The 14,027-nt window shown below is 42.6% G+C and carries 9 protein-coding genes; 4 read left to right on the top strand and 5 right to left on the bottom strand.

What is annotated here, in order from left to right:
* The first annotated feature begins 135 nt into the window (after window positions 1-135).
* Window positions 136-744, top strand: coding sequence for an acyl-homoserine-lactone synthase (locus tag L4D05_RS12960; protein ID WP_428753178.1), 609 nt, complete (start codon window positions 136-138; stop codon window positions 742-744).
* On the opposite strand, the gene L4D05_RS12955 is transcribed toward L4D05_RS12960, so the two are convergent.
* The gene (locus tag L4D05_RS12955; RefSeq protein WP_428794267.1) at window positions 685-1,464 is read right to left on the bottom strand and encodes a LuxR family transcriptional regulator; all 780 of its coding nucleotides are present in this window, start codon (window positions 1,462-1,464) and stop codon (window positions 685-687) included. The genes L4D05_RS12960 and L4D05_RS12955 overlap by 60 nt on opposite strands.
* Before the next feature lie 111 nt (window positions 1,465-1,575).
* Entirely contained in the window at window positions 1,576-2,475 is a 900-nt protein-coding gene (locus L4D05_RS12950) for a LysR family transcriptional regulator (RefSeq protein WP_428753174.1), read from the bottom strand.
* Window positions 2,476-2,811: 336 nt separating this feature from the next.
* On the opposite strand from L4D05_RS12950, the gene dcuC reads away from it, so the two are divergent.
* Window positions 2,812-4,179 carry an anaerobic C4-dicarboxylate transporter DcuC gene (gene dcuC, locus L4D05_RS12945; RefSeq protein WP_428753173.1) on the top strand — a complete coding sequence of 456 codons (1,368 nt, stop codon included), beginning with the start codon at window positions 2,812-2,814 and terminating at the stop codon, window positions 4,177-4,179.
* Window positions 4,180-4,276: 97 nt separating this feature from the next.
* On the opposite strand, the gene L4D05_RS12940 is transcribed toward dcuC, so the two are convergent.
* From L4D05_RS12940 to L4D05_RS12930, 3 genes are all read right to left on the bottom strand, one after another.
* The gene (locus tag L4D05_RS12940) at window positions 4,277-5,341 is read right to left on the bottom strand and encodes a BamA/TamA family outer membrane protein (RefSeq protein ID WP_428794266.1); all 1,065 of its coding nucleotides are present in this window, start codon (window positions 5,339-5,341) and stop codon (window positions 4,277-4,279) included.
* A 259-nt stretch (window positions 5,342-5,600) separates the two neighbouring features.
* Window positions 5,601-8,645 (bottom strand): efflux RND transporter permease subunit, encoded by a 3,045-nt coding sequence (locus L4D05_RS12935; protein ID WP_428794265.1) that lies wholly within the window; start codon window positions 8,643-8,645, stop codon window positions 5,601-5,603.
* A 28-nt stretch (window positions 8,646-8,673) separates the two neighbouring features.
* A complete protein-coding gene (locus L4D05_RS12930) occupies window positions 8,674-9,765 on the bottom strand; it encodes an efflux RND transporter periplasmic adaptor subunit (RefSeq protein ID WP_428794264.1) in 1,092 nt (363 codons plus the stop codon).
* Between the two features lie 293 nt (window positions 9,766-10,058).
* On the opposite strand from L4D05_RS12930, the gene L4D05_RS12925 reads away from it, so the two are divergent.
* Window positions 10,059-11,108 (top strand): cytochrome-c peroxidase, encoded by a 1,050-nt coding sequence (locus tag L4D05_RS12925; protein ID WP_428794263.1) that lies wholly within the window; start codon window positions 10,059-10,061, stop codon window positions 11,106-11,108.
* Window positions 11,105-13,945, top strand: coding sequence for a PAS domain-containing hybrid sensor histidine kinase/response regulator (locus L4D05_RS12920; RefSeq protein WP_428794262.1), 2,841 nt, complete (start codon window positions 11,105-11,107; stop codon window positions 13,943-13,945). Before L4D05_RS12925 ends, L4D05_RS12920 begins: the two co-directional genes overlap by 4 nt.
* Window positions 13,946-14,027 lie beyond the last annotated feature (82 nt).

Raw genomic sequence — 14,027 nt, 5'->3', positions numbered from 1 at the left:
ATAAATTAATAAACTGCAGAAAATGACAGGTTGACATATTGCTGTTTTTTAGAAAACAAGCTGAGCGTTCTATCAGTTATGCTTATGGTTCACTCGCGATAACCTCTGATTGTTATACAACCAAGAGGACATCCTATGGAACCGATCATTACTATTTGTACTTATAATGAGCTGACAGATCAGCAAAAACTCGAGATGCATCAGCTGCGCTATCAGGTGTTTGTCGAGCGATTACAATGGTCTATTAACACTAAGGACCAGCTGGATATCGACGAGTATGATCGCCCTGACTCCAAATATATTATTATTGAATATGAAAACAAGGTCGCCGCATGCTGGCGCTTGCTTCATACCAACAGCGCTTACATGCTCAACAATACCTTTCCTGAATTGTTACAAGGTGAGGTTTTTGATGATGAATCGATTGTAGAGCTCACTCGATTTGCCGTTGATAGAGAAATAGCCAAACGAGCAAGCCATATTAACTTTACCGCTATGCTGTTTTACCTCGTTGTGCAGTATGCCATTGAGCAGGGCTACACCGAGTACGTCACACTGACATCGACAGGGATTGAGCGCATCATGAGATTAATTGGTATTCCAAGTTGTCGAATTGGGGATGGTAAGGTACATCTACTCGACACTACACGCAGCGTTGCACTGCGCGTCCCTGTAGATGATGCTTTACGTCACTGGTTTGCCAACACTACGATACACCAACATAGGTTCGATAGAGCCAGTTAACAGTGCCTTAGACACAGCCTGAGTGCGAGAGAAAGCATTAAGTTTTTCACTCGCATTCTGAATATGAAAGTTAACCGTCCTTTCAGAGCAACCGATAATCTGTGACACTTCCCATGAGCTTTTGCCCTCTGCAACCCACGCTAAGCATATTTGTTCTCGTAAAGTTAAGTCTGACTCGACAAAGCCTGGTTGCTGTTTACACACCTCGTACCTTACATCATTGATGTAGTCAGCAATTAAGCTGCCGACGTAAGTCGCCAATAGTATTGACTCATTTGTCAATATGGACGAGCTTTTACGATTTGAAAAGCTAAGTAACCCCAAACAACCAAAATTGGCTCTAAGTGGCACTGTAATACCATCACCGAGCCCGAAATCAGACGCTAATTTAACGACATTTTTACTCTCATGCTGTCCATTTTTGATTATGTCATTCCATAAAATGGGGGCGGTGCTATTGCGGCAATGAAGGACAACTTCGTCAAAATACATCACCTCATTATTTTCATAAAAGTCACGCCAGTTGATTGGCTGATTCGTTAACACCACGTTTTCAGCGCGCATCAACGTCACAGGGACAGAAACCGCAAACAAGAAGTGCTCAAAATCAAGGACATCTGTGACCTCAGCTAATTTTTTATTGAGTCCATCTAAGCTAAATTCATCTGCTTCCTTGAGATCTCGCTTTAATATTTGATTGATTTTATCTACTGAATACACGTGGTTAAAGTGGCTCTTGGTTAAATAATAGTACGAGTTAACCCATAAAATGATATGCGGCTAATTGAACTAAGATAACTTGCACACTATAAAAATACAATCAGAGGATGTTCAAAGCGCATGCACAAAACAATTTTTCAAGAATGCCACGCATTCTTTAATGCGTTTAGGTTGGTATCGATCACGATGATAGATTAGCGACAATGGCACAGGTTTAATCCCCCAGTTTTCAAATACGGGAACTAATTGCTTCGAATCCAATTCAGGCTGGCAGTACATCGCTGGCACTCGAATTATTCCTAGCCCTGCTTTTGCACTATTAACCAACACTCGTCCATTCTTACAACTTAAACGACCATAAATCGTTGTTTCTACTTTTTCATCACTACTATCATGAATGAATTGCCACTTTGTCACCGAACCCGTTAAACAATTATGCTGCCTCAAATCTTTTGGATGCTCGACAGGGTTCGCCTTTGCTAAATAATGAGGGCTAGCCAAGGTTAGCATCTCAATATCAATTAAGTGTCGAGCAACATAGTTAGCATCGGGTAACTCTCCCATTCGGATAGCAATATCAAACTCTTCTTCAAGTAAATCAACGCGGTGACTGGAGAAATCCAACTCAATTGACACTTCGGGATACTGCAAAGAGAATTCAGATAGATACTTCGCAACCAACTCTTCACCAATGTAACCGCCCACACAATTAATATTGATGCGCCCTTTAACTGTATCAATATCATCGATTGCAGCATGAACCGCCTGATCAATGGTATGCAGGGCACTATCGCAACTGGCCAGTAAAGCTTTCCCTGCTTGAGTCAGCTTCATTGTGCGCGTAGTACGTATCAATAAACTCACTCCCATCTCTTTCTCAAGAGATTGGATTTGCCTGGATACGTGAGATCTCGATACTTTTAGCGCTTCAGCAGCTTTAGTGAAATTACCTAAGTTTGCTACTAGCACAAACGCTCGGACATCAAGCAAATTAACAGAAGGGTGCAACATATCGACTATTCCTATAAAAGCATGGTTTGATTTTGTCGTTATTTGCCAAATTTGCAACCGAAACATCACCAGTCATACATTTACCAATGAACCTGGTCAAAAATCAACCCAATGTGACCACTGCAATAGTTTTACATGATGACATTAATACGAAATTAACACCTACTCAACACTATTAGCACAGCCCAAAAACCTGCAGTTTTCATCCGAATTAATTTATTGTTTTAGATCATCGCTTCGTTAGGTAATTGTCGTGCCACAAATCAATTTCCTGTACATTTTCTGACACATTTAGAAATAAATTGTTGCGTATTTTAACTGAATAAAAGGACAATTATGTTAGAACTACTTATTGGCTTAATAGTGACAGTAGCCGTGGGCTATTTCATTGTTAAGGGCTACAAACCCGCAGGCGTTTTATTGACAGCTGGTATTGCACTGCTCTTACTCACAGGCGTGTTGGGGCACACTATATTACCTTCCAAGATCGCTTCAACGGGCAATATGGTTACGGACTCACTAGAGTACGTGAAATATATGCTCCAGTATCGCGGGGGTGGTCTTGGTATGCAAATCATGCTGCTGTGTGGTTTTGCGTCTTACATGACTCATATTGGCGCCAATAACGTGGTGGTTAAACAGTTTTCTAAGCCATTGTCGTTCATCAAGTCTCCTTATGTATTATTGGTCGCGGCGTATATTGTTGCCTGCTTGATGTCGCTAGCAGTCAGCTCTGCGACTGGCCTGGGCGTACTGCTTATGGCAACCTTATTTCCAATGATGACAGCGATGGGTATCTCTCGTCCTGCAGCGGTTGCAGTGTGTGCCTCACCTGCTGCCATTATTCTTTCCCCGACATCTGGTGATGTTGTTATTGCTGCCGAGAAATCTGGACTCGCGCTTGACGTGTTTGCAGTACAAACTGTACTTCCTGTGTCCATTTGCGCCATCATTGTCATGGCCGCCGCGGCATTCTTCTGGAATAAGTACTTAGACCAAAAAGAAAATACACCAATGGAGCGTGTTGATGTCTCCGAGATGAAAGTAGACGCACCAGCGTTCTATTGCTTACTTCCATTCTTGCCTATTATTGGTGTTTTTCTCTTCAATGGTCGCACTATTCCCGGCCTATCACTCGATATCTATACTATTGTGGTCGGTTCAATTTTCATTGGTGCTGTGATCAACTTCATCACGCAAAGGTTCAATGGTAAAAAGACGCTAGAAGATTTAGAGTCATGCTACCAAGGAATGGCCGATGCATTTAAAGGTGTGGTGATGCTGTTGGTTGCTGCTGGTGTTTTTGCACAAGGCTTAATGTCTATCGGCGCGATTGATAACCTACTTCATCTTGCGGACTCAGCCGGCGCTGGCGGAGTGGCATTGATGCTAATCCTCACAGGTCTTACTGTGGCAGCGGCAATCGCGACAGGCTCTGGTAATGCACCGTTTTACGCCTTCGTTGAACTGGCGCCTTCTCTGGCAGCGAAAATGGGCCTTAACCCTGCGTTCTTGATCATTCCTATGTTGCAAGCGTCTAACCTTGGTCGTACGATTTCACCGGTTTCAGGGGTTATCGTCGCTACCTCTGGCATGGGTAACATCTCACCATTTGAAGTCGTTAAGCGTACTTCTGTTCCCGTCATTGCAGGGTTGATCACCGTGATTATTGGTACAATGGTACTCGTACCAATGTCGGTATAACCACCGAATAGAAAATAAACTCATTAAAAATGGGAAGCATCATGGCTTCCCTTTTCTATATCCGCTCTAATTTATTCAAATGAGTGCTTTGAATGAATTAGAAGGCTTCTCCAACCGATAAATAGAAAGCATTCTCTTCTGGCCCTTTTGCGACATCGAGTCGAATGTTCATTTTTTTCTGCTCAACAGGCTGCCATCTAAAGCCAACCCCTTTCGTCACGATAGTACGTTGACTAAGAATATCTTGCTGCGCTTCTGACGTTTTACCCAGTCCCAGAAACGCAACCAAACCAAACCTTGGCATAAATGTCCAGCGACCTTCAAACTGACCTTGCATGATATTGTCATTTCGATAACGTCCATGATTAAACCCTCGCATTTGTAAGGTAGGTTTCTCATAAAACGGTACGTCGCCGCCACTCATTTGCATGGTTACTTTAGAGGCAAAAACAACATTATCAATCACACTGGTATAATTACTTGTCGCAAACTTCCCTATCGCGTAATCACCATCCCCGCCCCATTGTTTGCCATAGTCCATATAGCTCAGCTGAGCAAACCATCCTGCCGTTGGGTAATAGTTATCATCTCGTGTATCAAAGTGAAGTACCGCCCCCACTCCAGCGGAGGACACTCGTTCGGCTTCAGGCCAGAATTCATTGAGATCATCGAATGCAATCTGGGTTTGCATGTAATTATATTGGGGTCCTAAATACCACGAAGAGTGACCAAGTTGAAATAGTGCTCTAAGCATCACACCACTCATTTCCATATTGTACTTTAGAGGATCATCAGCAAAAATTGGATCGTTGCCATCACCGAAATATTTTAGGTTCAACTTGCCATGAAAAATACCACCAGTATAACGAATGGAGTCATCTTTTAGCGCACCATCGTGAAAAGCTCCAACTAACCAGCTTTTCGTCGATGTCACCATACCGACGAGTGCTGTTGTGTCATTATGCGCTTTACTGTCTGGCTCCTTGGCATGCATATATAAGCCAACTAGCTGTACCCCAGTTCCTAGCGTCGGGTTAGACATTGGGATAGGTAAGGCGATAAACCCTTCCTTTTCTTCATTCGATTGCTTCGAGTCTTCTACTTGGTCTTTTTTGTCATTAACATGTTCTTGGTATTCAGCAGACGACGCCTGAACTGACATCAAAGTGCATCCAATACTAAGTATGATTAAAGAACGCTTTCCACACATCGTGATTCAATCCTTTGCAAAAGCCATATCTACCGTACATCGTACATCGTACATCGTACAGCCAATTTTAGAAAACATAAACCTTTGAATATTAAACAATAGGCGACTCTTGCACTCGCATACCCTGCCCATGTCACCACATAAAAAAAGCCGAGTCAGTAATGAAACTGACTCGGCTTCCTATTCTCTACCTAGTAAAGTAATGCGCTACTTATGCAGGGTTTTTCGCTTTGAATAAGATGGCATACATGACAGGAATAAACACCAACGTAAGGATCGTCGCAAAGCCTAAACCAAACATCACCGTGATAGACATGTTTACAAAGAACACATCACCTAGCAACGGAATCATACCTAAAATAGTCGTACATGCCGCTAGCATTACTGGTCTCATACGAGAGATAGAAGAGTCAATGATTGCATCATAGACCGACTTTTCTTCCGCTTGCATATCGATTTCTTCTAGCAAGACTATCGCATTCTTAATCAATAGACCTATCAAGCTAAGTGCGCCCAATAGAGCCATAAAGTCAAATGCACCATCAAGCAGTAGCAGACCGGCTGTGATACCAATAATTGCTAATGGAACAGTAATCCAAATGATCAGTGGCTGTTTTACTTTACCAAACAGTAATACCACTACAATGATCATCATAATAAACGATACAGGTATCGCGCTAAACAACGCGCCTTGCGCTTCCGCTGAATCTTCAAATTCACCACCCCAGTCCATAGAATAACCTGGTGGCAACTCAATCGCTTCAATCTGAGGCTTTAAACGCTCAAATAACGGCGCAGCAAGTTCACCTGTTGGGTTAGCCGAGGCAATAATCGTCGTCAATCGGTCACGACCACGAATCATCGCATCTTCCCAAACGGTCTCAAAAGCCACGACAACTTGCGCAATTGGAACCGTTTTTTCTAGTACAGGACTGTAGACCTGAGCATCCATCAGTTGGGCAACGTTTTCACGTTCGCTCGCATCCGTACGGAAGTAGATCGGCAGTAGCCTCACTCCATCACGATAGATACCGACTTGCGAGCCTTCACTTGCCGCTCGTAATGATGCGGTAAGCTCTGTACGTGTGATGCCTAGCTGACGAGCTACTTGCTCATTGAAGATAGGCTTGATCAACTTAACAGGCTGTCTCCAGTCGTTACGGACTTCTTTCGCTTCTGGATCCGCAAGCATTATCGCTTCTGCTTGAGAGGACAAATCCCTTAATACCGCAGGATCAGGACCAGCAAATCGCGCTTCAATTTTAGAGTCTCGTCCTGGACCAATCCGTAGGCTCTTAATTTTAGGCTCGATGCTATCGATATTGTCCGTCATGAACTTATCAATGTCCGCTTGCAGCGCAGCGATCATTTCACGGTTCTCAGTTCGAACAATAACTTGACCATACGCTTTGGTTGTATCTTGAGGCGTATAAACCAAGGAGAAACGTGATGCCCCCCCACCGATAAAGGTTGCCGTCCATTCAACACCCTCTTGTTCACGGATAAATTCCGCAACCTTCAAAGTGTCATCACGGGTTTGACGTATATCGCTGCCTTCCACTTCCCATACATCGACAAAGAACATCGGGGTATTTGCATTCGGGAAAAAGGCACTTTTAACAAAACCAAAGCCCCAGACAGATGCAACAAACATCGCCAAAATAATACTGATGGTCAGCGCTCGTTGCTTAAGTGCAAACTGAAGGACACTCTTATAGATAACAAAGCCCGCACCAGCGTATGGGTCTTTCTCTTCTTCACCCTCTTTGCGATCTTCTTTCTTAAGAAGTAATGCACACAGTAATGGCGTCGTTGAAACCGCCGTCACCCAACTCAATGACAGAGAAATCAAAATAACGTAGAAGAGTGAACGGGTAAATTCACCGGTATTACTTTGGGACATACCGATAGCTGCAAACGCTAGAATACCTACCGCAGTACCACCGAGTAGTGCCCAGCCATTAGCTCCAACAACTTCTCCGGCGGCCTTCATTGCTGGAACACCACGCTTAATACGTATCATCATGCCTTCGGCAACCACAATGGCATTATCCACCAGCATCCCGAGCGCTATGATCAAGGCTCCGAGTGAGATCCTCTGCAGTTCGATACCATACAGGTGCATAATTGCCAACGTACCTGCGACGGTAATCACCAGTACAGCACCGATGATCAAACCCACTCTCAGCCCCATAAAGGCCAATAGCACAACAACAACAATGATCAACGCTTCGACCGTATTGGTCACAAAGCCAGCAACGGATGCGTCAACTTCTTGTGGTTGGTTATAGATAATATCAAGGTTCATACCTAGAGGAATTTGATTCTCTAAGCTTTTGATTTTATCGTTAATTAAACCACCAACTTCTACCACATTCTTACCGCTTAGCATCGAAATACCAACGGTGAGTGACGGCTTACCATTAAAGTAAATAAGTTTCGACGGCTCTTCTTTATACTCACGAGTAACTTCTGCGATATCACCCAAACGAATGAGTTTTTTATCATCACTAGCAATCAGTAAGTCTTCAATCTCACTAACATGTTTGAAGCTTCCCGTCGGCTCGATTCGAATGAACTCAGGGCCAACACGGAATCGGCCTGAATCTGACACTAAGTTTTGAGAACTCAGTAACTTTTCGATTGTCGCCATGTCAATGCCAAGCTTCGCCATCTTGTTGCGAGACATTTGAACATAGACAACTTCTTGCTGATCACCATCAATAGAGACTTTTCGTACCCCAGGAACCAGTACCAATTGTTTCTTAAGGTTATCTGCAACATCTTTTAGCTCACGGAAGCTATACCCTTCGCCGTTTAGTGCTAAAAATCCACCATAAACATCGGCGAAATCATCAATGATTTGCGGCTCACCTGCGCCCGGAGGGAGCTTGTGTTTATTATCGGCGATCTTACGTCTGAGCTCATCATAGATACCCGGCATTTCTGCAGACGTGTATTCATCTTTAAACTCAATGGTAATATCGGATAGCCCTTCACGGGTAACCGAACGTTTAATACGCTTAACCTGTCCTAATAGACGTACCGCATCTTCAATATGATACGTCACCTCGTCATAGACTTCCTCTGGGGAAGCGCCTGGATAGGTTGTAATGATCTTGGCTTCTTTGATAGTAAAGGCTGGATCTTCCAGCTTACCCATTTCAAAATACGCCAAGACTCCGCCAACCGTCATTAGTAGCACTAGTAGCCAACTATTGACTTTATTTTTTACTGAATACTCACCTAAATTCATAAAACATCTCTTCTCGCTGAGTCAACAGTTATTGAGCTTGATCGATTTCTGGCATCAGACTTACTTCCATTCCTTCGTTTAAGAATGGAACACCAACCGTTACAATGCGCTCACCCATTTCTAAGCCGGACAATACCGTGATGCGGTCACCAGACATTGTCGACACTTCAATTGACTTAGGAGAAACGGTGTTGTCGTCGTTGACTACCCAAACCGTTGGGTTGTGTGCGTTATCACTGACAACAGCAGTACTTGGAACTTGAACCGTACGTTTCGTATCATTCAAGTTTGAAAAATCAGCTGTCACATAACCCGTCATGCCAGGAAGAATATTCTGATCGCTTGGCGCCTCCAGCGTTACAGTGACTTCAAATGTTTGTGTATCCGTGTCTGCTTTAGAGGAGACTTCCGTAATCTCTACCGGATATGGCTTTTCACGCGAACGATCAAAATAAGCAAATACTGGAATTTCAACTGGATCGTCGGCTTGCTGATCACGAATTTCTCTAACCAGCTTTTCCGGTACTGCAAACTTAAGTTCCAGTGTGTTTAAGTTTTGAAAAGAGAACACGACTTGCTTAGCTTCGACGTTTTCAAAGTTTTGAATACTACGTTGAGCAACATAACCATCAAAAGGGGCGACAAGTTTGGTATAGCTAAGTTGCGTTTTGGCATTATCATAACCAGCTTGCGCTTTAGTTAAGTCTGCACGAATTTGTTCATAATCTTTCTTCGAAATAAAGTTATCTTTTATTAGCTCTTTTGCTCGTTTGAAATCAGCTTGCAAACGTTGCAATGTCGCTCTTGCATCTCTCACTGCAAGTTTAAAACGCGTATCATCCAGTGTAGCGAGGACAGTGCCCTTTTTCACATCATCGCCTTCTTTTGCCGGAAGGGAATCGACCTTGCCTGAAACTCGGAAAGCCATTTCAGCGCGATCAGACGCTAAAACTCGTGCGGGAAATTCGCGAACCATACTTTGATTCTCTAACCCAATAACCAACGTTTTTACTGGACGTACAACAGGAGCTTCAACTGTCTTCTCTGGTTCTGGACTGCATCCAGTCAATGCAACGCCAATTAGCGCCGTCAGAGTAAGAACACGTAAATGAGTTTTCATAACAACCACCCAAAATAAAAATTTATAAAAGTTAAGACTATTATAGGCTAACAAAATCAATAACTACTTAATGGTACACGTTACATCAAGCCAAGCAAAAAGCAACATTGTGGACACAAAAATTCAACTTGAAATATCAGTGATTGAGTAAAAGTACGGATTGCAACCAATAGCCCTCTATAAGACCTATCTTTTAACGTAAGTTCATTATTCTTAGTTTTTTTTTACATTATATTGAAGCGGCAAATAAGTATCCCATACTAATAAATACAACCAATAATAGTGCGAGCGGTATGAATAGCTATTTAGCGAAATGGATAGTCGCTGTAACCTTTCTGATTATTTTTGCAGCATGGCTGTTGCACAGTTTTAACTCGCCCCTAACTCTCCATCAACTTGAAGAGCATGAACATCATTCGCTCGCAGATAAATATGATGCGCAACCAACCCCGCTAATTTCTCCTATTGAGGTAACTCAACTTAGCCCTAGAGAGAAACAAATAGCTAAAATCGGCTTTCAACTGTTTATCGATCCTAACCTTTCATCTAATGGCCAAATCAGTTGCGAATCTTGCCATCATATTTTCGACAATGGAGCAGAAAAGACCAAAGTCTCAACGGGCGTAAAAGGAGCAGGCACTAGGAATTCTCCGACAGTGTTTAACATTGCAAACAACACGCGATTTTTTTGGGATGGCAGAGCGTCGAGTCTCGAGCACCAAATGGATGGGCCTGTTCACAATCCGCTAGAGATGGATACGAATTGGGATAACATCATCAATTACGTTGAATCCGTACCGCATTATCGTGATCAATTTGACATCGTATGGGGTGGGAAAATAAACCTAGCTAATATTAAAGCATCTCTTGTTACCTTCATGGGGTCTCTCACTACACCGGATGCCCCGTTTGATCATTATTTAAAAGGCAACAAAATTGCCATCGAACCTATAGCGGAAAAAGGCTGGCAAAAATTTCAGTCTTTGGGCTGTATTGTGTGCCATCAAGGTACAAATGTTGGCGGTAACTTATTTCAAAAGTTTGGTAATGTAAAAGAAACAAGTATTCAAAGCCAAGACTTAGGTCGCTACAACATAACAGGCATTGAAATTGACAAAAACGTATTTCGCGTTCCAAGCCTTCGTAACGTGGCCAACACTCCCCCCTACTTTCACGACGGACGAAGCTTAACGCTAGAAGATGCCATCATTACCATGGCGAAGATCCAACTTGGTCAAGAGTTAGATGCTAGCACCGTCATAGAAATAAGCGCATTTTTACACTCACTTTCCGCGCCTGCCCCGCCCTATCTCGAGGAGCTATCTCAAGGAGTCATCCAATGAGTAACCGATTACTGACAAAACGCCGAGCCGAATTTCTGTATATCATGGCTATTTTCCTTTCGGCGGCTTGGCTCATTGTTAGTGCCGTTAGTACTTACGTAAGTGATTCCTATCAAAAAGCATTTCTATCCCTATCCCAAAATATTACTCATAGCCTCGAAGAAATATATTCATTTGAATATAGTCCCACTAAAACCTACGATAGATTTTCCAAAGAATTAGTAGAGTTAGAGCGACTATCTGAACAACTTTATGACAACATTACACACAACAGCCAAGCCTTTCCCTCTTTTGTCAGCCCAATACCACAAGAAAGTGTGTCGTATGCGCTGAAGGTGAAAAACAACGTCCTCATTTTTACTCAACGACTAGAACGTCTGCTTAGTGCAAAGGTATCGATGGAGTATTCAAGTAATACCCTTAAAGTGCTCAAAACTAATCTAATCTCCAACACACATTCGACCGAAGACAAGCTCGCTATTTATCAATATCTAGATTTTGCACGATCGATCGCTGATATTCCTAATGAATTGAAACAGAACAACGACCTACTCGCACTTGACGGGTATATCAAACTTCATAATAGAGTAAGAAATAGTATTCGCTTGGAAAAACTAGCACTGGTCGATAGCGAGATTCATGTTCTCATGAATGAAACCAATAATTTTTGGCTTGAGCGCTCACTATCAACCAAAGCCCACATTTCCATTGCATCATTTTTATTACTGCTAACTATCGGCTGCTATTTGTATAGAAAACAGCTGATACATCAGTATAAAGAAAGGAAGTTGATTGCCGACCTGCTCGTCAAAGAAAAAGAGCGTTCTCACCTCGCGATGGTGGTCGAGCACGCAAGCGATGCGATCATTATCACAGATAAACAAGGTAATACATCTTGGGTCAACGCCGCATTCGAAGCCATCTCAGGCTTCAGCCTGAATGAGGTTATCGGCAAAAAACCTGGTGACATGTTACAAGGTGACGAGACCTCGCCTAGCGAAGTAACCCGTATTTCTAAAGAGCTCAAGCTTGGAAATACCGTTAAGTCAGAGCTCATCAATTATAATAAAAGTGGTCAACCGTATTGGATTGATATTGTCATCACACCGATTCTCGACGCAAACAATCAAGTCGAGCAATTTATTGCTGTCGAACGCGACAGCAGCGAACGAAAACAGCTTCAAAAAAGCCTCGAAAATGCTGTTGAACGAGCAGATGCTTCTAATCGCGCTAAATCTACGTTCCTTGCCACTATGAGCCACGAATTACGCACACCGCTCAACGGCATCCTAGGAATGGCCCAAATTCTTGAATCCTCGGTAACGAATGCTCAGCATCGACAGCAACTACATATCCTCCTAGAGTCAGGCAATCACTTGCTATCATTACTCAATGACATTCTCGATATTTCGAAGATTGAAGAGGGGAAGCTAGATCTGGAAGTTTTAGACTTTTCTATCGAAGATATTTGCGACCCAATAGTCAGTACCTATAGCTCTTTATGTAAAGAAAAAGGCATCGATTTTCAATTGATTAATCAACTATCTCCCGGAAAATCATATCGAGGTGACAAATCCAGAATTCGTCAAATTATTTTTAACTTACTCAGTAACTCTATCAAATTCACCGAAACAGGCCGAGTCACCATCACCTTGAGTAGAGATGCATCCGACCGTAATAACAAACACTCTAATGTTGAAACTCTCGTGATTGCTATTAGCGATACAGGCATAGGCATACCCACCGATCGCTTAGCATCAATATTCGACCCTTTTATTCAAGCAGAATCATCAACAACTCGACAGTTTGGTGGCACTGGGTTGGGCCTAGCAATTGTCAAACAGCTCGCTAATCTAATGGGGGGAGATGTCAATGTCACTAGCAGTATCGGTAAGGGGAGTACCTTTTCTGTTACTCTAAAACTGATACCGATTCAAACGGTTCAAGCCGCTCATGAAAAAACAGTGTCTCTTGATGACCAAGCGATTGCCTGTTCACTAAACATCCTTCTTGTGGAGGATAATAAAGTCAACGCACTGGTAGCTAAAACATTTTGTACAAAACAGGGCCATCAGGTTGATGTCGCCCAGAATGGAGAGATTGCGGTTGAATGTGTCCACAACAATACTTACGACCTTATTATTATGGATAACCATATGCCCGTCATGGATGGTATTGAGGCCACTAAAATCATTCGACAACAGCTCAAATGTAATACCGTTATTTTTGGATGTACCGCAGATGTCTTTAAAGAAGCCCATGATAATTTTATGGCAGCAGGTGCGAACCACATCCTAACAAAGCCGTTACAAAAAGAGAGCTTTATCGACGCGCTTCAACGTTTTCGTCATCAGTTGATGATTCCATCCAAGAAAAATACTCACCCCAATATCTTGCATTTAATTAGACATGACGTAACTAAGTTAGCAGGGATTAGCAACACCGAAGCCGAGTTAAGGATGACATCAAACTTGCATTCAATCTCTCCCATCGATATCAATCAGATAGCCCAATTTAAAGATGTAGCAGAAAAGTATCTCGATATATTAGTAAAAGTTTACCCCGAGAAAGCTATACCAGAAATATTGACTACCCTCACATCGCTACAAAGTGAAATTAGCGAACTTCATCTTACGTTGGTTGAAAGTAAACTGGCTATGCTCATTGCATTTCTTAATAGCGGACAACAACCTAGTATCCAAGATATGCAATCCCTAATTAACTTGGTTGAGGTTAATATTCACCAAGCTATACGAATTCTTGACCAACAAAGCGTTAAAGATAACCAGCCTAGTTTACTGGCTATTGACCCGCAAAAAAAACATTTTGACGGGTAGCAATCTCACAGTTACACCATCAACAACTACCCAAGCCGATTAAGCTCACCTATTCTGCAATCATCTAAGACTGCTTTGGTGC

The sequence above is a fragment of the Vibrio nomapromontoriensis genome, from assembly GCF_050337205.1.
Taxonomy (GTDB): domain Bacteria; phylum Pseudomonadota; class Gammaproteobacteria; order Enterobacterales; family Vibrionaceae; genus Vibrio; species Vibrio nomapromontoriensis.
Note: the sequence above shows the minus strand (reverse complement) of the source record. Positions and strands in the feature narration are given on the sequence as shown.

What these genes read in the sequence shown, in the direction of transcription:
- L4D05_RS12960 (WP_428753178.1), top strand. Translation starts at nt 136, where the DNA reads ATGGAACCGATCATTACTATTTGTACTTATAATGAGCTGACAGATCAG.
- L4D05_RS12950 (WP_428753174.1), bottom strand. Translation starts at nt 2,475, where the DNA reads ATGTTGCACCCTTCTGTTAATTTGCTTGATGTCCGAGCGTTTGTGCTA.
- dcuC (WP_428753173.1), top strand. Translation starts at nt 2,812, where the DNA reads ATGTTAGAACTACTTATTGGCTTAATAGTGACAGTAGCCGTGGGCTAT.
- L4D05_RS12940 (WP_428794266.1), bottom strand. Translation starts at nt 5,341, where the DNA reads ATGTCAGTTCAGGCGTCGTCTGCTGAATACCAAGAACATGTTAATGAC.
- L4D05_RS12935 (WP_428794265.1), bottom strand. Translation starts at nt 8,645, where the DNA reads ATGAATTTAGGTGAGTATTCAGTAAAAAATAAAGTCAATAGTTGGCTA.
- L4D05_RS12930 (WP_428794264.1), bottom strand. Translation starts at nt 9,765, where the DNA reads ATGAAAACTCATTTACGTGTTCTTACTCTGACGGCGCTAATTGGCGTT.
- L4D05_RS12925 (WP_428794263.1), top strand. Translation starts at nt 10,059, where the DNA reads ATGAATAGCTATTTAGCGAAATGGATAGTCGCTGTAACCTTTCTGATT.
- L4D05_RS12920 (WP_428794262.1), top strand. Translation starts at nt 11,105, where the DNA reads ATGAGTAACCGATTACTGACAAAACGCCGAGCCGAATTTCTGTATATC.